The organism is Methanothermococcus sp. (genome assembly GCF_015523155.1).
GTDB lineage: Archaea > AGJL01 > Methanococci > Methanococcales > Methanococcaceae > Methanofervidicoccus.
On record NZ_WAKW01000001.1, the window covers coordinates 32,280 to 52,413 of the forward strand.

Here is a 20,134-nt window from a genome sequence, read left to right on the forward strand (position 1 = left end):
TCCGTTGAATCCATATTCTGCATTATTTAAGTATTTTAATTGATATAATTATACGCATGGGGTGATAGCATAGATATACGTTCAGGTGTGGTTCAGAAGACATTATTTACAATTCAAGAAGCGATAACGCAAGGGAATATTCCTGTTGGAGTTAATAATACAAATTTTCTTATCTCGTTAATTAAGACAGAATTTGAAGACAAAGCTGCATTAGAATTATTACAAGCACATCAAGAAAAGCTGTCTAAACTGTATTCAGAGTTCTATAATCCAACTGTCGATGTAGATGAAATATCAATTGACCTTCAAAAGGCAATGATTGAACATGAAAGAATGAAAATTGCACGAGAAATTTACAATTGCATAAATAATATTGTTGAATTGATAATTGAACATGGAGGAGGCGTATTAGGATGATGTATATAAAAGAGATTGCACAAGTCAAAGGAGTTCTTTCAAACTCATGCACTTCACTTAAAAATGCCGTAGAAGATGCAGAACTCTTTACAAAATCAGCAATAATTAGCACACACAATAAAGTAAATTCAATGTTAAATCCAGCATTGACAAGAATAATGACTCCAATTTTTGGGACATACGCAGGGAATATGGCTGGATTTATAGTAGCAACAGTGGTTGCAGTTCTCATTGGGATGATAATACTTATGTATATGATAAACACTGCAAAAGACATTGCAGGTAATGATACTGAGATGCTAACACAGATAGACAGGGTTTCAGGTATTGCATCAATTGCACTGTTCTTCGCAGTGCTTGCAGGATTTGTAATTGCTGCAAAGTTCATCATAGACATTGTAAATGGTGGTGGAAAAGGACAAGGCACTATGTAAAATCTAACCCCATTATTTTTTTAATTACTGAATTATTTCCCTAAAACAACAAATGGTGGAATATGGATTTACTGACATGGCAGGCAAAGGCAATGGTCATATTTGGATTTATTCTATTTGTCATAGGGATGGTATGGAAACAATATAAAATCGTATGGATGTTTTCATCATCATTAATTATGATTTCCCTGGGAATGATTACAAAAGTAAATTCTCACATCTACTTATCAACCACAGATGGTGCTATGCTCCAAACTATATCCTATAATTTAGTTCCATTTAACTATGTATTATTGTTATTTGGAGTAATTGTCATAATATTCGCAATCATGGAGGTTTTTAGGATATACTCACAAAAATATTATGACAATTACAAGTAAGCGGTGATTATAATGGAGAATGAAATTGATAAAACAATGGTTGCGGCACAATTGCATGCAACTCTTGGAACAGGTCAAGTTCATAACATCGACAATCGGGAGCAGTTCCTTACCTTTATTGCATCATCAGCAGAAATCCCAAAGGACTCATTAAAAGAAAACTGGGCGTTTCACAACAAGGATGTGGCAACTTCAAGATTAAACCACTCGAATATCATGGGTGTTTTCAATTTACATCGTGCAATAAAACTAATGGAATTAACTGAACTACCACTAACTGAATTTACAGAGGAAAAAATCAACAAACACTATAATGATATTATAGCAACCTATATCAGGGCAATGAAGTCGATACATGGTTTCACGGTTAATAAGATAGCACAAACTACTGATATTAAAGTCCTCAAAAAGGATGAAGAAAAAATTATGTGATGTATATGAGCAGTAAAGCTATTGAAATGTATAAAAGGATACAAAACATAGGGATGTCTTTTAAAAACAAATCCTATGAGTCTTATTATTATATTTTAGGAATTTTAAGCATATTGTCCTCTTTTATTCCTTTGATTGTATATGCCTTTGCCCCACAATATCTGCTTTATTCATTTATAGCAGCATTAATTCCAACAATTTACATACTCGGTAGCATGGTAGGAGTTTGGGTTTTTAGGTCTATGACTATACCAATTGTTTTCGATTTATTCCAATTAAAACTCAAAAAAGAGAAAAACAAATGTATATTATTTACAATCGATGCATCTGGAATGCTCACTATGAAAATTGGAATTGCAGATGGCACTTTAAAAAAAGTCATTGACCCAAGTATAAATTTTGCATACAATTATACGGATAAAGATGTGTTTATGTTTGAGGGATTCCCCGCACTTGTTGTATATAACGGAATTGGAACAGCACTAAACCCTTTAAAACTCGGAGTATTGCAACAAATACATGAGATGGGATTCAAATCTAAGTTTGATTTCATCAAGCAAGTGAAGACATTGGAAACACACATTGAAAAGTTGAAAAATGAACTGGAAATTGCAAAGATAAAAAATAAAGAGGATAAAATAAAGGAACTCTCAAAACAGCTGGAAGAATTGCAAAATACAAAGAAGCTAATTGAAGATAACACACAGCCATTCTGCATACAATTCCTTAACCTTGATGCAGTTACTAACTTTATAAGCAATGAGAACTCGCATTTAAAGACATTGGCAATTGAAACTGCATTAACAGCAGGTATGCAGTTAGCAAGAAGAGATGAAATATTCAACCCACTAGGATTGTCAAGTATGAAATGGATTATTGGGCTGGCATTCATGGCAATTGTAGGATTTATAGTATATCAACAATTTATGTGATTAGTATGGAGTTAATTGACTACAAAACAGGAAACATGACAAGATATATTTCAGTGCATGAGCTCAATAAAATAATAAACACTCGATTGTCGATGTATAATGCAACAAATAAACGCATACATTTAAGAGATGCGTTTATTTTTTCATTTTTGTTCTTTTCAGGATTGCGATTAAGTGAGTTTTTATTAACGCAGGTAAAATGTATAGATTTTGAAAATAAGGAATTATTCGCTCCGCAGTTAAAAAGAGATTATTGGAGAAAGGAATTGAAAAAGAAAAAACTTGTAGATGTGGATTATATGACCCCACTTGAAAGACATAGCCTAAACTTAACAAAATATGTTAAAATACCTCTCAATTACACTCCAAACGAACATTTAAAACTTTGGAAATTATATTTTGAAAAATTTGCACTATCGGATGATGATAAGTTAGTATCTGTAAGTGCCTCAGCAATCCAGAAGCGAGTTTCAAAAATATCATATGATGTTCTTAGAACGCATCACTCCCCACACGATTTAAGGCATAGTTGTGGCGTGTATCTATACCATGTGGTAGGATTAGACCTCTTGGATGTGCAGGCAATACTTAGACATGCTCATTTAGGGAATACGGAGATATATGCAAGGCTCTCGATGAGGGATGTGAAAAACAAGATAGAACAAAAAATAGAACTAATGATGTGATACTATGAGAGCAGAACACTATATCGAAACAGTTCCATACTTCAACAAGGCAGAGCTCATAAAACACATATTGGCGGATACAATTGAGCATGCAACTGATTTCAAAAATCTCGAAAACACATCAGCAACAATTGAAAAATCATTGACATCATCAGCAAACTTACTTGCAAAATATGTAAGAAGCGAGACAGGGCGAACATGGAATGAAACGCTATACAAAGCATGCAAAACTATCAGAGAAAAAAACATAATATATAGTAGGAGGTTGCGTTCAGGAATAGCACTTAAAGCAGTTAGTGCAATTAATGCCTATGTGATTAGGGTTCCTAATAAAAAACATCTCCCATTAATGGTAAAAATGGCATACGCAGTATGTGAGCTCACAACAAAAATAGAAAAATGGGATGTGAGTGGGGACATATCGGAACTTTTGGAACTCATTGATATACTTCATGAAAGAAATATCCTTCCAAAACCACAAGTTGAGATTGAAGCGGAACTATCTAATAATGATGAACATTGCCAGAATACCTTCTTTAAAAATCTTCGATATAATTTACAGAGAAATTCTAACAATGTAATTTTTATAGGGGGCGAGCATGGGGCAGGAAAATCATACACTGCACTGCATCTCGCAATGGAACTAGATAAAACATTCAATTTAGAAAAACAAATCGTATATAATAACAAAGATTTCGTTAAACTCTGCAACGAATTTCATAAAAACGGACTATGGGGTAAGGTAATAATCTATGATGAGTTTGGAGGGGGTGCAAACGCATACAAATGGCAAGATGAGGAAAATATCTTATTTGACGAATACATACAAAAGTTTAGATATCTACGATTAACGACAATTTTCACGGCAAGAGATATAAAAGACGCACTTTCACGGGCAAGGAAAAGATACACGCATTTAATAAACTTATTCGATGTGCAACAGTGCGATGTGTTCAGGTTGAAATCATATTACGATGTTGAAAAGGATAAAACAGTCACAAAAGCATTAAGATATGAGCATGAAGATGAACACAATAGATATATAATTACAAAATGGCATGTTCCAAGGGTAGATAGTGAGATTGCAAAAGAATATGAGAAAAGCAGAGACGAACACATTGGGCAAAGTGATTTAAAAAGAATAGAAAAGGATTTATCTTACTTATCAAAGGATAAGTCATTATCATACATGGTCAATGATTTTATTGAAAATCATGTATCAGATGCAAGGGCATTTAAAAAAGACGGGAGTATCAATGTGTCATATTTAATGAGCATATACAACATTGGAAGAACAAAAGCTATTAGGTTAAAAAATGCTATTGAGGGGGGAAATTTTGATTGAATATATATACTTCGGAGCTCTTGCAATTGCAGGAGTGCAGGACATGATGGAACAAAGAATCTATAAGTTTTTGTGCTGGATGATGCTGATTACTGGAATTATCATGTTTATGGGTAATATTTCATACTTAAATCTTGGAATTGTGGCAGTAGAAGTCGTATATATCATAATGACATCCAGAATCTTAAAGGTGGGCTTTGGGGATGTGATAATATGGATTAGTTTATGTTTTGCACTGGTTGATAAATCGTTTATACCAATAATATTTGGAATTATCTCGGCGATGATTTATGCGAAATTATTTAAAAAAGATAGTATTCCGTTAATACCCTTTACAGTGCTTGGATTAGTGTTATTGGTGATATTATGAGCGGACATGTATTTCTAAAAGCGTTAGCGGGAACGCTAACGGTATCGATTAGTTGGATAGTTCTTACACCAGTTTATAATTTCTTTTATGAGTTTGGGCAGTTGAATGGGGTGAGCCCTATGCTATTGACTGCATGCAATATATCATGGTGGATTTCGCCACTGCTATTTCTCATAGGGACCTGGTATTGGTATTTCCAAGAAGTTCAAAAGAATGAGCAATTATCCAGACCAATTTAATTGATTGAGGGGAATTATGAAAAAAGCAATATTATTACTTTTATTGATTTTAGGCATTGGAGCAGTTCATGCTACTGAATATCCGTATTGGATAGAAGACGACGGAAACGGGCAGTATTACATTTGGACAAAGGTAAATGTTAGTGCAAACGGCGATACTGTAATTTACATTAAAAAAATTGATGGATACCAACCTGACGGGGATAAAGTTTTTGAGTTTTTCGACGGATTCAATGATTTGTCGAAATGGACAACGAATGGCTGGGTCTCAACTACGCTAGAAGGAAATCCATCACCCTGTGCAACATCATCATCTGTGTGGAAATATATGTATGCAAATACACAATTACCACAAAGCTATATAATATCTTTTGACTTTAATACATCAACCCTATTCAATGTAATTTTCGCATGCAACGCTTCGGGATGTGGATATGTATTTAGGGTTGATTCCAGGAGCGGTAACTACCCAGGATTTGGACAGATCAATGGATGGGGGGCGCGGTTTCATCACTAACTCAAATCGCCCCCTCCGTGCCAGCAAACACCTGGGGGCATTGTGTGATTGTTGTAGATGGAACGTCTGCAAAAGCAGACATTGGAAACGGCGCGAATTATTTTACAACAATATCGCATAATGGGGATTACTTTGGAGTGGAAGTGGATGGACTAACGGGAGCACAATATATTGATAATTTTATTATTCGGAAATATGCAGACCAAGAGCCTTCTGCATCTATTGATCAAATATCTACAGACACGTGGAAAGTCACAATTTACAACCCAAATTCTTATGATTTGACAGATTTTCAAGTAAAAATAAACGGAACAGGAATAGTATCGTCTAAAACAGATAGCTTGTTGATAACAGATGGTAGTGGTATTAGCAATGCTACACTTTCATTTAATGTGATTTCAACAGAATTAAAGCCGCATCAAGCAATTACAATTAATATAACAAATGCTACGGGGAATGTAACAAAATACATAATTAACTGGGGGGATGGAGCAATAACTGAACTAAATTCTAATGAAACACTTGCAAATCATACGTATGACTTTGAAAACAGCTTCAAAATAACTGCTACATCTTACAGCCAAGAAAATGTCTTAGCCACAAATTCAACGACTGTAAAAGTCGTTTATAATATCAGCGAAATTCCTTACAAGTATTTGATAAAAGTAGCCAATCCAACAAGCCAAAATTACACCAATTATCCATTAAAAATAGCATTAAATGAGAATAATTTTAATTTCTTTATTCCAAAACCCCTGGGGACTGACATTTACTTTAGAGATGCAAATGGGACAATTTATAAACATTTTATAGAAAATTATTCAATTGCTGACCAAAAAGCCACCATCTGGGTGCAGATTCCTTATATAGCTCCAAATAGTTATGCAGAATTTTACTTATGTATTGATAAAGACGGGAAAGACAGAACACAATATACATTTGATAACCAGGAGGTTAATCCACAAATATTATGGGCTATTATTCCAGAATTTTCAATAGATATATCTCTTAATCAAAATACATCATTAATAACAAGATTATCATCAAACACTAATAATTATCAAAACGTAACAATCATAATTCTCGATGATATGACGTATTTAAAAGAGAACGAGTATAAAGGAACAATCAAATTCATTACTGAAAATGGGGAACAAGTGATATATTCATTTAATAGGAGTTATGTAGGCGGAAAACTCGAAGTTCCCGCATCAAGTAATACAGGATTATGCACATTAACAACAACAAACGGGATAGTTAGGAAAATAAAATATAATGTTTCAAACCTTAACATAATCTACTTACCAAACGGAAACTCTGCACCAGTTTTACTAAAAGGTGCAAGTGGAAAAAACTGGTTTATATATAAAACAGATGGTTCATTTGTTACACTTGCAAATGATGATAGTGTAGTATATCTTGCACCAGGGGGTGAATATGATTTTTATGTGGAAGACATCCCGATTAAGAAAGGATATACTGTATTAGGTAGTGGTGATGTATTGTATGCCGAGTTAAATCCAATGTATTATCCAAAACTAATCACTACTGTGACTGTATTAGGTAATGATTCAATAAATTTCACAATTTCAACAAATAAGAACATTACAATTAATTTCAGCGATAGCACGGCATATACAATTGGAGCGGGAGAAACACGAACATTCACTAAACCGTATGATACAACATATACTATATATTATAACGGAGTGCCTATAAAATCAGGAATATTACAAAAAGAGAATTGGGGGTTATTGGGAGAATTTCCACAAAAATATCCACAACTGGCACATTGGACAGCATTTGGAATTGTATTATTGTGCTTATTGGCAGGTAGTTTCATTACAATATATATAGCTGTCCCAATGGCTACGCTTGTCTTATTAATTTTAGCCCGACTGGGTTGGATACAGTTAGACCCGCTGAGCTCATCAATATTCATACTAATTGGATTGGGTTCATTTGTGTATTTCTTTATGAAGCGAAATTGGTGATATTATGAATTATACTAAATATGTTTTAGGATTAGTGCTTTTTAACTGCATCCTTGTGGTTTTAGGAAATATACAGGTATTCCAGGGGACCGTTCCCGACACTGATATTTCCACTGCCAATACAACAGCATCAGAAGCTTCGTCTGAGGGAGGCTCTGCATTATCTTCACTTACATACTTAGTTGATACTTTATTTCTAATAGCAAAAGTTACGGTTCTTGCCCCCTATTACTCCGCACTGTTCTTATATCAAATAGGTGTGCATCCAGTCATCGCATCGGTGTGGGGGGTATTCAATGGTGTATTGTATGCAATGTGGATTATTGACCTAAGAAGAAATATTCCATTCTTACGGTGATATTATGATGGATAAAATATACATTCCACAAAATTTTACAGTTGTAATGCCGAATGATGTTAATACCTCGACAATTACAGAATCGTTTAAAAATGAGACTTTCATTTATAAGGTCCCCATTACATTTTTACACACAGCAATGGGGGATTTTTATCCTCTTTACATCTACTCACTTGTGATGATAGCAGTTGCAGTTAAATTTAAAAACCCACTACCAGTTGCATTTGCAAGTTTATTAACTGCGTTAGTTCTTATTCCTGTAAGTCCTGTGGTTTGCAAATATGCTTTAATGTTTATTTGTGCAATGTCTTTATTGGCTAGTGCATATCTTTACATAAAACAGTAGGTGGTAATATGGGAATAGGCGATGATTTAAATGATTTAAATAGCTTTAACAATGCTCCAATGACAAATGAAAACGGATATTTGGAAAATAATATTACTGCAAATGTTTCAGTGTATGAAGGACCTGGTACTGGGGGCGATAGTGGAGCAGGCATACTTTTTTGCAATGCCCAAACACATGAAGTATTACAAAATGGAACCTATGTTGTGAAGTTAGCTCCGGGGGATAATATATTTTCAAGTAGAGCTACAGGGGACATCGACCCATGGGAGGATAAGTGGGTAGATGTTAAATACTACAATCCAATACTGCAAAGAGAAGAAAATTATCATGTGCATGTAGGGAATAACACACCCGATGCTGTACTTCAGTTCGGCATAATTCCTTCTTTAGATGTTCCCAATGTCATATCAGGAAATCCTAACGATTTATATTCATATGGGAATGTATCTTCAAATATCGATGAATATTTTGGTTCTAATTCGGGATACACATCTGATGATTTTTTCAGTGAATTTAGGAGTCAGGGTGATCTCCCATGGGTAGGAAATCCTTTGGATTGGGGGGATGATATTTATAATTATACTAACAATTTATTCGGAGGAGGCTGGATAGGTGGATTTGCTGGAGGATTGGCGGAGGGGTTGATTGCAGGTGGAGGTATGGCAATAGCAGGAACGGGGTTTGCAATTAGCAAGTCAGTAGAACGGAGAAGCTTTGACCCACTAAAATACTGGGGGGAAACGATGATAGACGGTGCAGTGCATACGCTCTTTACACCATATAGGGCATATAATGGGGAGACAGTTACCTCAAGAGACTGGGGAAATTTTGCAAGTATATTTGTTGGAGTTAAAGGAGCAAAAGCAGGGTGGAAAGGAATGTCTAAAATAGGGGATAGGTATAGAACAAGAAATCTACCAAAATTACCTGCTGAAAACTATATACATCCAGATGCAATGGATGCATCAAAACCAGTATTTCCAGCGGCTAAAAGTTTCAATGAATTAAGAAAATCTTTCGAAGAATCTGGAAATAATGTAATTACATATACCCCTAATAAAATTGCAGGAAATGTTGTTGGAGACTCAAGAAAGGGTTATTATGGACTGGAAGACAGCGGTATATATGTTGCTCCAAAAGGAAAAGGGAACCCATATTTTACAAGAAAATTAGATTATTCGGCTAGTTGGAATGAAATATATAAAGAAGCTAAAAAAGGCATTGATATAAAGTGGAATCCAGTCGAATCATTTAAAGAAAAATGGCAAAAATATGGAAAAACTGGGAGAGTATATGAAACACAAGTTAATAAAGTTGTGGAACCTCCAAAAGAAGTGTTGGAACAACCTGGTTTTTCAGCGGTTAATAAATGGGGTCAAGAGAACCTTGTAGGGACAGGAAACATTAGATTTACAAAAAGAAGTATGATTGGACAGGGGGTTATAAGACGACAAAAATATAAAAATCCTACGACTGGAAAATTGAGCATGGAACACGGGACTACGGAATATGAGGCTGTGATTGATAAGGGATATAAGTTTGTTGATGAAGGACCTGTGGGGTGGATACCTTATGGGGATAGGAGAATAATTGTGAATAAGTTTAGTTTATTAGATGAACAAGGTAAGAAAATAGGGAGCGGATATGTAAATAAAAAAGGAAATATGATGAACTACGATGAGTTTTATGGAAGGTTAAAAGATGATGCAATCTATTATGTTGAAGATAAGTATCGATTAAATATCGATAGTTCATTGCATTATATAAAGCCAAGTTATGATACTAAATATAATGGCAATGATTATGCTAACTCCTATATTGAAGATTATAAATATCCTACTAATATGGACTATCCGATAAACACACCACAACCTGCTAACTATCCACCACGAGATCTTACAAAAATAGACTATTCTATATATACGCCATCAGATTATCCAACACCAACACCATATCCAACACCATCTCCATCAGATTATCCAACACCAACACCATATCCAACACCATCTCCATCAGATTATCCAATGCCAATACCACATCCAACACCAACACCATCAACTTACTATTTTGATAGTTCTATTGGGTATCCAAGTAATAACTACAAAAAGAAGAAAAAGAAAAAAGATAATGAAAATAATAAAGTTAAATTTAAGAAATACAAACAAGGGGCGGCTAAATCAAAAAGGAGTTGGTATGTAAAAGACCTGGATGAAGCATTTAAATCTGCTGAAAAACAAGCGAAATTTCTGTTTATGAATAGATACTAAACTAAATGCCACTACAAAACTTTTCAAACATTTTTTAAATTTTAATCCGATAGGTTTTAATCCTAAAAAAATAGTCCTTTTTCCTTATTTTTGTTTAATATCACATATTGCAGTTGATTGTTCTTTATTCAATCAACCGTTTAAAAATAGCCTTTTATTATTTAATATCTCAATGTTCTTTTAATATTGTATATTGTAAATTTGTGTTAGTCCTTGAAATCCGGTGGGGCTTTGCCCCGCAAGGGTTCAAATCCCTTCCTCCGCGCCTTTTTATTTTAGAAGTTAATATTTATTAATTTATATATATTATTTTTTAGGCTCCAACCGAAGCGGAGCGAGGTTGGAATTTTGATGCAACTTTTCCTAAAAGTTGCTAAGAGATATTTATTAACAAAAAATTTTATATAGTATGAATGCGTAGTTAATCTAACTATTTTATAGTACTCATATATAATTTTAAAAATATATAGTTCTGAAATTAGTTATTTATTAAAAAGGAGGTAATAACATGCCTGCTCCAAGATATAAATCAGGTTCATTTAAGAAAGTATCAAGGAGAGCTCCTGGAAACAAGACTGTACTGCATTACAAAAGAAAAAAACCTTCAAAAGCGAAATGTGCATCTTGTGGAGCTCTTTTAAATGGCGTTCCAAGAGGAAGAGCATACGAAATTGCAAAACTCTCAAAGACAGAGAAAAGACCTGAAAGACCATATGGTGGCTATTTATGCCCAAAATGTCTTAAAAGGTTAATGATTGAAAAAGCAAGAAACATATAAGCAAAAAGTTAATTAAGGTGTTGTAATGATAATAACCATTGGAGGGCTGCCGGGAACAGGAACTACAACGATGTCAAAGCTAATATCTGAGAAATACAACCTTAAACATGTATGTGCAGGTTTTATATTCAGAGATATGGCAAAAGAAATGAATATGGAGTTGCAGGAATTTAGCAAATATGCAGAAGAAAATCCTGAAATCGATAAGGAAATAGATAGAAAACAGGTTGAATTAGCAAAAGAAGGAAATATAGTTCTTGAAGGCAGGCTTGCAGCATGGATGCTTAAAAATAACAATGTGAATCCAACGTTATCAATATGGTTGAGAGCCCCTTCAATGGTGAGATGTGAGAGAATAAGTGAAAGAGAAAACGAAGACCTCGACACCGCATTAACTAAAATGATAAATAGAGAAAATAGTGAGAAGAAGAGATATAAAGAAATATATAATATTGATATAGATGATTTATCAATATACGATATTGTAATCGATTCTTCAACATGGAATATAAACGGAGTGTTTAATATCATCTGTGAAGCAATAGATAATTTAGAAAATAAATAAAAGTAAAATATAATAAATTAAAAAACAGATGGTATATAAATAACTCCTCCCCTTTTAAAGGATGAATTGTAATTGGCGACAATTACAACAACAAAAACTGAGGTGAGGTATTTATGTCAGCAATTGAAGTAGGAAGAGTATGCATTAAAACATTAGGTAGAGAGGCAGGAAAAACCTGCGTTATTGTAGATATATTGGATAAAAACTTTGTTGTAGTAGATGGAAATGTTAAAAGAAGAAGATGCAACATAAAACACATCGAACCAACAGACAAAAAAGTTGAAATTGAAAAAGGAGCTTCAACAGAAGAAGTAAAATTAGCATTGGACACAGCAGGCTTATTATAACCTCTTTTTAATTATTTTTAATTTTAATTTTTAGTTAGTATTTTTATGTTGTAATTATGTTTTTCTATTTTACCGTATTTTATTATATTTATTATATTTTATATGATTTAGAATAATATGTATAATTTATAATTAAAAGAAAAAAGAATAAAAATTAAATAAAAATCCTTTTGGATTTATAGAGCTCACCAAAATACACATATAAATAAAAAATTATTCATCTTTTTCTATTAATTTTCCAGCATCTTCTCCAGATTTTAAGTTGTATATTTCTTTTATTTTTATTACAACGGCTCCTTTTGGAACTTTACTGTATTGTTCATCTATTTCTTTTGCAACTTCGAACCATTCCCCTTCTGTATAGTATTCTGCAATTCCTTTGTATTGGAATGGATGTTCTCTACAATCCGATGTTGCAAGGGCTACATTTGGGTTTTCTTTAATATTCTTTAAGGTCTTATGCATGAAATTATCACATATTACGACAGTTTCATCATCTACTACTTTAAGTGCTTTCATAGGAGCAACATTTGGTATTCCATCTTTTGAAGATGTTGCAAAGAATACAACAGACTCATTTATTGATTTTTTCATTTCTTCTGTAAGTTTTACCATGATATCACCACCATGTTTTAATGAGATATTTTATTGTTATTAATTCTTACTATTTATTTTTATCCACTGTTTTATTTACTGCCTATTTTATTTTTTACCAATTGGCAAATATTTCATTAAAAAATCAGCAAAGCTCTCCATGTTTCTTGTTTGGATATATATCTTTCCAGTTCCTTTAAATTCATAAACTACACCTTCTCCACCAAGTAATGATGATTTTAATCCGCCAATTCTTCTTAATGAATAAGATAGTCCATCCGTGAATCCAACAAGATTGCCGTTATCAACTATCAAACTTTCATCATTTAATTCCACAGTTTCAAGAGCTCCGAAGGATGATAAAAACACATCTCCTTTTCCTTCAAGCTTCATTAAAAACAACCCTTTACCTCCAAAGAATGATTTTGTCCCTCCAAATTTTGTATTGATATTTATATCTGGTGATGATGCCATGTATGCCCCACTTTGAACATAGAGAGCTCCGTCCAATTCATGATGAACTATATCTCCAACATAATTTGGAGATAATGCCAATATTCCTGTTCCACTGAATTTATTTAAAAATATATTTTCTCCAACAACTGCCCTTTTTAGAGCTCCCATCAATCCCCCGCTCATGTTGGTTTTTATGTCAATACTGCTGTCCATATACACCATTGCACCAGTTTCAGCCGTGATGCTCTGATTTTGGAGATTTATCTTTAATAATGAATATGCAGGTTTGTATTCTATTTTAAAGTCATATTCTGCCATATTACCCCCTTTTAATACTTTTTTGGTTATTAGTTAATATATAATATTATGTAATTATATTTTATATAGATTCAGATGTTCTATAACCGAAATAAATTTTTTGAATTTACCGGCTTATAAACTCTCAATGTGTTTTATTATGTTCCACAATATCTATAATTTCACCATCCTTCATTTTTACAACCTTTGTAGCATATTTTGTATATTCTTGCTCGTGGGTGACCATTATAATAGTTATTCCGTTATCATGGAGCTCCTTTAAAATCTTCATAATTTTATTTCCACTTTTACTATCTAAATTCCCGGTGGGTTCATCTGCAAGTATTATCTTTGGGTTATTTGCAAGAGCTCGTGCTATTGCCACCCTTTGTTGTTGACCACCACTTAATTGATTTGGATAATAATTAATACGCTGTTCAAGTCCAACTGATTCAAGCAATTTTTTAGCCCTTTTTTTTCTATAAATTTTGTTTTTTTCATCCAGTATCATAGGAAGCTCCACATTTTCCAGTGCAGTTAATGTATTTATTAGATGAAATTGTTGAAATATAAAACCGCTTATTTTTCTTCTAAATACTGCCCTTTCATTTTCACCCATAAGTGTGGTTTTTTTACCTTTAATATAAACCATGCCCTTATTTGGAACATCCAAGAGACCAAGGATATTTAAAAATGTGGATTTTCCACATCCACTGGGACCAGTTATTGCTACAAATTCTCCTTTATTTATTTTTAAATTTACCCCCTTTAAAACCACGGTTTTAGCTTCTCCCTTTCCATATACTTTCCATAGATTTCTCGCTTCTATAAATGTCATTATAACCCCCTCAAAGTATCAATTGGATTTAATTTTGCTCCGCTTCTTGCGGGGAAATATCCACTAATAACACCTATAATAAATGAGAACCCCAAAACTCCAAATATGAGCTCCCAAGAAATCCAAGCCTGAACCATACCATACCCCATATTTTGAGCTATTGTTTCCACCAATTTGGCAATACCCACGCCAATTATTAAACCCACAATTCCACCTAATAACCCTAAAAATCCTGCTTCAACCACGAATATTGATAGTATCGTTGTGGTCTCTGCACCAAGTGCTTTTAAAATCCCAATATCTTTTCTTCTTTCCAGTATGCTCATATGCATTGTGTTGGATATACCAACGGCACCAACTAATAAGGATATTCCAGCAACCCCTGCTACAAACATGGTTAAAACATTTAATATTCCACCAATAGATTTTGCCATCTGTTCAGCGGTTAAAACACTGAAATTATCAGTTCCCATGGACTTTTCCAAGGCATCTTTTATGTCTTCAGATATTTTTTTGATATCTGCACCATCTTTGATTTTCACCATTATATAATTATACTCCCCTTTTTTATTAAACAGTTCTTCACCTGAGCTCATGGGTATTATTACCATATTGTCATCTTGCTGATTGCCCACTTGAGCCATGATTCCTACAATTTTAAATTTTTTTCCATTGATGTATATTGAATCCCCTACTTCCAATTCTTTTTTAAATAAATTATGTGCCACTCCATACCCTATTATACATTTATAGTTGTCATTGTCTGATAGCCACCGTCCTTTTTCAATTCCATATCCCCCCACATCAGAATAAACAGATTTTATATTGGAGGGTTTCGCATAGAACATATTTACGAAATATTTTTCATCTCTATGTTCAATATTAACACCGCCATACCATCCATATAGAACTTTATCCACCCCCTTTATATTTTTAATGGCTTTAATCTCTTTATCTCTAAAAAGTTTAGTTGGTGGAATCCCAAACTGTTTCATGGGAAAAATTTGTATTTTATTTGCCCCCAACTTTGCAGTTTCCTCTTGTATGTAATTTTGAACACCATACCCCAAAGAAATAAGGCTAACTATGGCCACAATGCCTATTACAATCCCCACAATTGTTAGCAAACTCTGAGTTCTTTTTTGAGTTATGTTTTTTCCCGCAAAGGAAATAATATCTATTGGTTTCATTATTTCACCAAATTTGGTATATTATGATAATTAATATATATTATAATTATATACTATGAATTATATCTTATAATTAATTATATATCATAATGAATATGGGTGTAAGTTAAACTAAAAGAGGGGGATTATGAAAAAACTATATTATATTTTTGTTTTGGCAGTATTTTTAACAACATCCATAAATTATGGATTAACTATTGATAATCCCCAGTATCGGGTGGATAAACTAATACCTGATGAAAAATCTCCAAATATAATCCATCCAGGGGATGATGTGGATTTATGGTTTAAAATAACAAACAACAATTATAACAATAATGTAAAGAACATAAGAATAACAATTACGCCACATTATCCATTTGAAATAAAGCAGGTAAATTCCATAAAGGGAACATATACAATATCCCATCTAAATCCTGGTGAAAGTGATACGGCATACTTTAAACTTCATATACATGAAAATGCACCATCTGGATATTATAGGATTGATGTAAATGTATCTTATGATGAAGTTGAACATGAAAATGGAGAGGATATAACTAGGCACTATGAATGGTCAAAAATATACCACTTGCCAATATATGGTATAGCAAACTTCGAAATATATACAAAAAATATTACATTAACACCTGGAAAAACAGATACCATGGATATTTTATTAAAAAATAAAGGAACAGGAATTGCAAAATATTTAACTGTAAATTTAAAGGGAACTAAAAACGTCAATATATTGGGGGCTACTACATTTTATTTAAAATCTGTAAAACCTGGTGAAAATAACAAGATTTCAGCAAAAATTTATGCCACCACCAAAGCAGATGATGGTATATATCCAATAATCGCAACAATATATTGGATTGGAGAAGATGGTGGCTTATACAATTCAACTATTCCAATAAATATAAGAGTTTGTAAAAAAATATACAATAACAGTGTTTTTATATATTTGAATAGTTATAAGTATAAACCAGATGGTTCAGAAATAGATATTGGGGTGGCAAATAGGGGTTCAACTTCTGTAAAACACTGTGTTTTGAAAATAAGTGGGATAACTGAATTAAACAATAATTATATCAAATATATTGGGGATTTAAGTGAAGATGATTATGATATAGTATCTTACAATGTGTATGGAAGATTAAACGAAACTCTGCCTGTAAAAGTTGATTTAACATATTTTGATAATTACCACAATAAATACCATATTTCAAAAACATTTAATATAACGTTTAAGGAATATGCAGGCGTTAAATCTAATATTAATTACTATTATATATTAATAATAGGACTATTGATATTGGCTATTTTATATTATATCCATAAAAAGAGAAAGAAAAAAGAGGACATTGAAAAATATGAGGAATAAGTTTAATATTTTTTATATTAATTATTTTTTTATATATTATTTATTCATTGATTAAAACAGCATTAACCACACCATCTTGACCAGGTCTTGATGTAACTTTTGCTTTACCAACTTCTGTTTCAATAATGGCTCCTTTTGTAATAATGTTTCTTCTAATGTAGTGTTTATTTGCATCATTTCCTATTACATTTGATATTGATACCTTTTTGCAAGTTTTGGTTGCAGGATCCATTACATTGGCATAGTTTGTTTTTAAAAGTTTAATCTTTTTATTCCCTCCTGCAACTCTTACTATTTTTATTTTTACTTCATCGGTTAAGTGGGTTTCTGCTGGTTCTCTGCCCATTTCTTTTTTGTGTTTTTTAACAACTAATCTGTATTTTCCACCAGTGGGTTTTCTTTTACTTTTACCTTGCCAAATTCCCATTTTATCACCATAATATTATAATTTTTTAATTTTTATTATTTTAATTATATTATTTAAGTTTTTATATCCCCTAATAATTAAGAAAAAGCGAGAGGCCATGCGAGCATTTATTTAATATAGTTAATAATATAAAAAATTAACTATTAATATACAATTTTTGATATCTATTATTTTAATTTTATTTATCATCATTCATTTTCCAAAAGCATTTTTAAGATTGCCATTCTAACGGGAACTCCATAAAAAGACTGTTTAAAATATTTAGCCTGCGGGAGCCCATCAACAGAAATATCAATTTCATCAACTCTTGGAAGAGGGTGCATAACAATTAAATTTTTATCATATATATGCTCTTTTGTAAGTTTGTATATTCCTTTTACCTTTTGGTATTCATTTAAATCTGGAAATCTCTCTTTCTGAATTCGCGTCATATACACTACATCAACATCTGTTAGATCTATATGGCATTTTTCAGAAAATTTAACATTTCCTTTTTTCTTTAAATCTTCTATTATTTCTTTTGGTATTTTAAGTTCTTCTGGTGAAATAAACACTATTTCCACATCATCAAATAGGGAGAGTGCATAACATAATGAATGAACTGTTCTTCCATATTTTAAATCTCCAATAAATGCAATCTTTATTCCATCTATTTTTCCTATTTCTCGTTTTATGGTATATAAATCAAGGAGTGTTTGAGTGGGGTGCTGGTTTGAACCATCTCCTGCATTTATTACGGGAACTGTTGCATACTCACTTGCCAACCTTGCAGAGCCTTCGAATGGATGCCGTATGGCAATTATGTCAGCATACTCGCTAATAACTCGTATGGTATCCATTAAGCTTTCTCCTTTCATAACAGATGTATTTTTTATATCTGTAAATCCTATTACAGTTCCCCCAAGCCTCTTCATTGCAGTTTCAAAGGATAATCTTGTTCGTGTGGAGGGTTCATAAAATAAAGTGGCAAGTATTTTTCCATCCATAATATCTATTACTTTTTTGGATTTTAGTAATTCTTCCATTTTTTCCGATTCATCCAATATCTTTAAAATTTCTTTTTTTCCAATATCTTTTATAGATATCAAATGTTTAATTTTCATTAAATCACCAAAATAATATATATTAAATAATTAAATATATATAAATAGTTTTATATATTCTTAATAATTTTAATATTATTGATAATAGGGGTGAATTATGCAACTAATTCAAATACTTGCAATTATTTTTGCAGTCTTTGCAATATCGAGGGTAATATTACAGGTAAGGGCAAATGCCATGAGTAGGGATTCTGCTATATTTTGGCTATTTATATGGATAGCCGTGATTTTAGCGGTTGTGTTCCCAAATACTCTTGGATATCTGGCAATCTTAACTGGTGTTGGTAGGGGCGTAGATGTTCTGATATATCTTGCAATTATCGTATTATTTTATTTAATATATAGAATATATGTTAAGATGGAAAATATTGAAAGGGAAATAACAACAGTTGTAAGAGAAATAGCAATAATAGAAAGGGAGAAAAAAGAAAAAAAGGTGAAATTATGAATATAGATGAAAAAAATGCTATATTGATGGAAGTTGGAGCTTATGTTTCTGATATAGAATTTTTGAAAGAACTGATAGATAAATCCAATAATATTGAAGATTTAAAAAACAGATTAAATAAACTACTTGAAACAGAAAAAAATATTACAAGAAAGACAGATATAAAAATAATATTGGATAAAATAGGTTAAATAATAGAGACTTTATTTATGTTTTTTTCTATACTCTGTCTCAAAATCTTTATCATATAATTTTGAATATTCATAGTGTTTTGGGTCTAAAACATCCCCTACAATAATCAATGCCGTTTTTGTAATGCCTGCATTTTTAACCTTTTCAGATATGTCGTTTAAAGTTCCTTTTATAATCTTTTCATCCTCCCATGATGCGTGATAAACCACAGCAACAGGGGTATCTTCATTATACCCACCTTCAATTAAGTCATTTACAACTTTATCAATCATACCTACGCCCAAATATATTGCCATGGTGGCTTGATGTTTTGCCAAATCTTTTATTTTTTCTTTTTTAGGTTTTGGAGTTCTTCCCTCGGGTCTTGTAATTATTATAGTTTGGGAAACTTCTGGAAGAGTTAATTCCGCTTTCAATGAACTGGTTGCTGCAAATAAAGAAGTTACTCCGGGAATAATATCTACATCAATATCGTGTTTTTTTAATTCATCAATTTGTTCTTTTATTGCTCCGTATATGGATGGGTCTCCTGTATGCACCCTTACTACATTTAATCCATTTTCTACACCATCAACAATTACCTGAATAATTTCCCCCAAATCCATTGTAGCACTGTTGTATATCTTTGCATTCTTTTTGTTGTAGTTTAAAACCTCCCTATTAACGAGAGAACCAGCATATATTAATATATCTGCGTTTTCTATGGCTTTTTTTCCTTTTAATGTTATCAACTCAGGGTCTCCAGGACCTGCTCCAACGATTGTTATTTTTTTATCCACAATATCACCAGTTATTAACCATTATTGTTAGTTA

At 32.4% G+C, this 20,134-nt stretch carries 27 protein-coding genes; 20 read left to right on the forward strand and 7 right to left on the reverse strand.

Annotated features, from left to right (window positions below; translation table 11 throughout):
* Positions 1-87 precede the first annotated feature (87 nt).
* The 17 genes from F7B34_RS00185 (at position 88) to F7B34_RS00265 (ending at position 12,410) form a co-directional block, all read left to right on the forward strand.
* On the forward strand, positions 88-417 hold the full coding sequence (locus F7B34_RS00185; protein WP_292459340.1) for a hypothetical protein: 330 nt from the start codon (positions 88-90) through the stop codon (positions 415-417).
* Complete coding sequence (locus F7B34_RS00190) at positions 414-851, forward strand: hypothetical protein (RefSeq protein WP_292459343.1); 438 nt, start codon at positions 414-416, stop codon at positions 849-851. Before F7B34_RS00185 ends, F7B34_RS00190 begins: the two co-directional genes overlap by 4 nt.
* A gap of 62 nt (positions 852-913) precedes the next feature.
* The gene (locus tag F7B34_RS00195; RefSeq protein ID WP_292459345.1) at positions 914-1,231 is read left to right on the forward strand and encodes a hypothetical protein; all 318 of its coding nucleotides are present in this window, start codon (positions 914-916) and stop codon (positions 1,229-1,231) included.
* A 12-nt stretch (positions 1,232-1,243) separates the two neighbouring features.
* Complete coding sequence (locus F7B34_RS00200) at positions 1,244-1,663, forward strand: hypothetical protein (RefSeq protein WP_292459346.1); 420 nt, start codon at positions 1,244-1,246, stop codon at positions 1,661-1,663.
* Positions 1,664-1,668: 5 nt separating this feature from the next.
* Entirely contained in the window at positions 1,669-2,595 is a 927-nt protein-coding gene (locus tag F7B34_RS00205; RefSeq protein ID WP_292459347.1) for a hypothetical protein, read from the forward strand.
* A gap of 5 nt (positions 2,596-2,600) precedes the next feature.
* Positions 2,601-3,281: a site-specific integrase gene (locus tag F7B34_RS00210; protein ID WP_292459349.1), complete on the forward strand. Its 681-nt coding sequence runs from the start codon at positions 2,601-2,603 to the stop codon at positions 3,279-3,281.
* 4 nt (positions 3,282-3,285) lie between these two features.
* On the forward strand, positions 3,286-4,626 hold the full coding sequence (locus tag F7B34_RS00215; protein WP_292459351.1) for a hypothetical protein: 1,341 nt from the start codon (positions 3,286-3,288) through the stop codon (positions 4,624-4,626).
* Positions 4,619-4,996, forward strand: a complete 378-nt coding sequence (locus F7B34_RS00220; RefSeq protein WP_292459353.1) for a hypothetical protein — start codon at positions 4,619-4,621, stop codon at positions 4,994-4,996. The genes F7B34_RS00215 and F7B34_RS00220 overlap by 8 nt, the downstream gene beginning before the upstream one ends.
* Positions 4,993-5,235 carry a hypothetical protein gene (locus F7B34_RS00225; RefSeq protein ID WP_292459354.1) on the forward strand — a complete coding sequence of 81 codons (243 nt, stop codon included), beginning with the start codon at positions 4,993-4,995 and terminating at the stop codon, positions 5,233-5,235. The genes F7B34_RS00220 and F7B34_RS00225 overlap by 4 nt, the downstream gene beginning before the upstream one ends.
* A gap of 16 nt (positions 5,236-5,251) precedes the next feature.
* Positions 5,252-5,752: a DUF2341 domain-containing protein gene (locus F7B34_RS00230; protein ID WP_292459356.1), complete on the forward strand. Its 501-nt coding sequence runs from the start codon at positions 5,252-5,254 to the stop codon at positions 5,750-5,752.
* A gap of 44 nt (positions 5,753-5,796) precedes the next feature.
* The gene (locus tag F7B34_RS00235; protein WP_292459358.1) at positions 5,797-7,746 is read left to right on the forward strand and encodes a DUF2341 domain-containing protein; all 1,950 of its coding nucleotides are present in this window, start codon (positions 5,797-5,799) and stop codon (positions 7,744-7,746) included.
* A gap of 4 nt (positions 7,747-7,750) precedes the next feature.
* Complete coding sequence (locus tag F7B34_RS00240; RefSeq protein ID WP_292459359.1) at positions 7,751-8,104, forward strand: hypothetical protein; 354 nt, start codon at positions 7,751-7,753, stop codon at positions 8,102-8,104.
* Between the two features lie 4 nt (positions 8,105-8,108).
* Positions 8,109-8,450, forward strand: coding sequence for a hypothetical protein (locus F7B34_RS00245; protein WP_292459361.1), 342 nt, complete (start codon positions 8,109-8,111; stop codon positions 8,448-8,450).
* Between the two features lie 8 nt (positions 8,451-8,458).
* Entirely contained in the window at positions 8,459-10,720 is a 2,262-nt protein-coding gene (locus F7B34_RS00250; protein WP_292459362.1) for a hypothetical protein, read from the forward strand.
* Between the two features lie 508 nt (positions 10,721-11,228).
* Positions 11,229-11,498: a 50S ribosomal protein L34e gene (locus F7B34_RS00255; protein ID WP_292459364.1), complete on the forward strand. Its 270-nt coding sequence runs from the start codon at positions 11,229-11,231 to the stop codon at positions 11,496-11,498.
* 25 nt (positions 11,499-11,523) lie between these two features.
* The gene (gene cmk, locus F7B34_RS00260) at positions 11,524-12,063 is read left to right on the forward strand and encodes a (d)CMP kinase (RefSeq protein WP_292459366.1); all 540 of its coding nucleotides are present in this window, start codon (positions 11,524-11,526) and stop codon (positions 12,061-12,063) included.
* Between the two features lie 113 nt (positions 12,064-12,176).
* On the forward strand, positions 12,177-12,410 hold the full coding sequence (locus F7B34_RS00265; RefSeq protein ID WP_292459368.1) for a 50S ribosomal protein L14e: 234 nt from the start codon (positions 12,177-12,179) through the stop codon (positions 12,408-12,410).
* A 213-nt stretch (positions 12,411-12,623) separates the two neighbouring features.
* Here the strand turns inward: F7B34_RS00265 and F7B34_RS00270 are convergent, their stop codons facing one another.
* The 4 genes from F7B34_RS00270 to F7B34_RS00285 all read right to left on the reverse strand — a co-directional run bounded on the left by F7B34_RS00270 (position 12,624) and on the right by F7B34_RS00285 (position 15,785).
* Positions 12,624-13,025 (reverse strand): pyridoxamine 5'-phosphate oxidase family protein, encoded by a 402-nt coding sequence (locus tag F7B34_RS00270; protein ID WP_292459369.1) that lies wholly within the window; start codon positions 13,023-13,025, stop codon positions 12,624-12,626.
* An 87-nt stretch (positions 13,026-13,112) separates the two neighbouring features.
* Positions 13,113-13,778 carry a TIGR00266 family protein gene (locus F7B34_RS00275; RefSeq protein WP_292459371.1) on the reverse strand — a complete coding sequence of 222 codons (666 nt, stop codon included), beginning with the start codon at positions 13,776-13,778 and terminating at the stop codon, positions 13,113-13,115.
* Positions 13,779-13,902: 124 nt separating this feature from the next.
* Positions 13,903-14,595: an ABC transporter ATP-binding protein gene (locus F7B34_RS00280; RefSeq protein ID WP_292459373.1), complete on the reverse strand. Its 693-nt coding sequence runs from the start codon at positions 14,593-14,595 to the stop codon at positions 13,903-13,905.
* Positions 14,595-15,785 (reverse strand): ABC transporter permease, encoded by a 1,191-nt coding sequence (locus F7B34_RS00285; RefSeq protein ID WP_292459375.1) that lies wholly within the window; start codon positions 15,783-15,785, stop codon positions 14,595-14,597. Before F7B34_RS00285 ends, F7B34_RS00280 begins: the two co-directional genes overlap by 1 nt.
* 127 nt (positions 15,786-15,912) lie before the next feature.
* On the opposite strand from F7B34_RS00285, the gene F7B34_RS00290 reads away from it, so the two are divergent.
* Positions 15,913-17,151: a COG1361 S-layer family protein gene (locus tag F7B34_RS00290; protein ID WP_292459377.1), complete on the forward strand. Its 1,239-nt coding sequence runs from the start codon at positions 15,913-15,915 to the stop codon at positions 17,149-17,151.
* 40 nt (positions 17,152-17,191) lie between these two features.
* Here the strand turns inward: F7B34_RS00290 and F7B34_RS00295 are convergent, their stop codons facing one another.
* Positions 17,192-17,578 (reverse strand): 30S ribosomal protein S8e, encoded by a 387-nt coding sequence (locus tag F7B34_RS00295; protein ID WP_292459379.1) that lies wholly within the window; start codon positions 17,576-17,578, stop codon positions 17,192-17,194.
* Between the two features lie 188 nt (positions 17,579-17,766).
* Complete coding sequence (pyrB, locus tag F7B34_RS00300) at positions 17,767-18,675, reverse strand: aspartate carbamoyltransferase (protein WP_292459395.1); 909 nt, start codon at positions 18,673-18,675, stop codon at positions 17,767-17,769.
* A gap of 103 nt (positions 18,676-18,778) precedes the next feature.
* Here pyrB and F7B34_RS00305 point away from each other — a divergent pair, with 103 nt between their 5' ends.
* Together F7B34_RS00305 and F7B34_RS00310 are read left to right on the forward strand one after the other, a co-directional pair.
* Positions 18,779-19,129: a DUF2304 domain-containing protein gene (locus F7B34_RS00305; protein WP_292459380.1), complete on the forward strand. Its 351-nt coding sequence runs from the start codon at positions 18,779-18,781 to the stop codon at positions 19,127-19,129.
* Positions 19,126-19,320 carry a hypothetical protein gene (locus F7B34_RS00310; protein WP_292459382.1) on the forward strand — a complete coding sequence of 65 codons (195 nt, stop codon included), beginning with the start codon at positions 19,126-19,128 and terminating at the stop codon, positions 19,318-19,320. The genes F7B34_RS00305 and F7B34_RS00310 overlap by 4 nt, the downstream gene beginning before the upstream one ends.
* A 12-nt stretch (positions 19,321-19,332) precedes the next feature.
* On the opposite strand, the gene cobM is transcribed toward F7B34_RS00310, so the two are convergent.
* Positions 19,333-20,100 carry a precorrin-4 C(11)-methyltransferase gene (cobM, locus tag F7B34_RS00315; protein ID WP_292459384.1) on the reverse strand — a complete coding sequence of 256 codons (768 nt, stop codon included), beginning with the start codon at positions 20,098-20,100 and terminating at the stop codon, positions 19,333-19,335.
* Positions 20,101-20,134: the final 34 nt, after the last annotated feature.

Bases quoted from the DNA above. Each gene is read 5' to 3' on its own strand.
- F7B34_RS00190 (WP_292459343.1), top strand. From the start codon at position 414: ATGATGTATATAAAAGAGATTGCACAAGTCAAAGGAGTTCTTTCAAAC.
- F7B34_RS00195 (WP_292459345.1), top strand. From the start codon at position 914: ATGGATTTACTGACATGGCAGGCAAAGGCAATGGTCATATTTGGATTT.
- F7B34_RS00200 (WP_292459346.1), top strand. From the start codon at position 1,244: ATGGAGAATGAAATTGATAAAACAATGGTTGCGGCACAATTGCATGCA.
- F7B34_RS00205 (WP_292459347.1), top strand. From the start codon at position 1,669: ATGAGCAGTAAAGCTATTGAAATGTATAAAAGGATACAAAACATAGGG.
- F7B34_RS00210 (WP_292459349.1), top strand. From the start codon at position 2,601: ATGGAGTTAATTGACTACAAAACAGGAAACATGACAAGATATATTTCA.
- F7B34_RS00215 (WP_292459351.1), top strand. From the start codon at position 3,286: ATGAGAGCAGAACACTATATCGAAACAGTTCCATACTTCAACAAGGCA.
- F7B34_RS00225 (WP_292459354.1), top strand. From the start codon at position 4,993: ATGAGCGGACATGTATTTCTAAAAGCGTTAGCGGGAACGCTAACGGTA.
- F7B34_RS00230 (WP_292459356.1), top strand. From the start codon at position 5,252: ATGAAAAAAGCAATATTATTACTTTTATTGATTTTAGGCATTGGAGCA.
- F7B34_RS00240 (WP_292459359.1), top strand. From the start codon at position 7,751: ATGAATTATACTAAATATGTTTTAGGATTAGTGCTTTTTAACTGCATC.
- F7B34_RS00245 (WP_292459361.1), top strand. From the start codon at position 8,109: ATGATGGATAAAATATACATTCCACAAAATTTTACAGTTGTAATGCCG.
- F7B34_RS00250 (WP_292459362.1), top strand. From the start codon at position 8,459: ATGGGAATAGGCGATGATTTAAATGATTTAAATAGCTTTAACAATGCT.
- F7B34_RS00255 (WP_292459364.1), top strand. From the start codon at position 11,229: ATGCCTGCTCCAAGATATAAATCAGGTTCATTTAAGAAAGTATCAAGG.
- cmk (WP_292459366.1), top strand. From the start codon at position 11,524: ATGATAATAACCATTGGAGGGCTGCCGGGAACAGGAACTACAACGATG.
- F7B34_RS00265 (WP_292459368.1), top strand. From the start codon at position 12,177: ATGTCAGCAATTGAAGTAGGAAGAGTATGCATTAAAACATTAGGTAGA.
- F7B34_RS00270 (WP_292459369.1), bottom strand. From the start codon at position 13,025: ATGGTAAAACTTACAGAAGAAATGAAAAAATCAATAAATGAGTCTGTT.
- F7B34_RS00275 (WP_292459371.1), bottom strand. From the start codon at position 13,778: ATGGCAGAATATGACTTTAAAATAGAATACAAACCTGCATATTCATTA.
- F7B34_RS00280 (WP_292459373.1), bottom strand. From the start codon at position 14,595: ATGACATTTATAGAAGCGAGAAATCTATGGAAAGTATATGGAAAGGGA.
- F7B34_RS00285 (WP_292459375.1), bottom strand. From the start codon at position 15,785: ATGAAACCAATAGATATTATTTCCTTTGCGGGAAAAAACATAACTCAA.
- F7B34_RS00290 (WP_292459377.1), top strand. From the start codon at position 15,913: ATGAAAAAACTATATTATATTTTTGTTTTGGCAGTATTTTTAACAACA.
- F7B34_RS00295 (WP_292459379.1), bottom strand. From the start codon at position 17,578: ATGGGAATTTGGCAAGGTAAAAGTAAAAGAAAACCCACTGGTGGAAAA.
- F7B34_RS00305 (WP_292459380.1), top strand. From the start codon at position 18,779: ATGCAACTAATTCAAATACTTGCAATTATTTTTGCAGTCTTTGCAATA.
- F7B34_RS00310 (WP_292459382.1), top strand. From the start codon at position 19,126: ATGAATATAGATGAAAAAAATGCTATATTGATGGAAGTTGGAGCTTAT.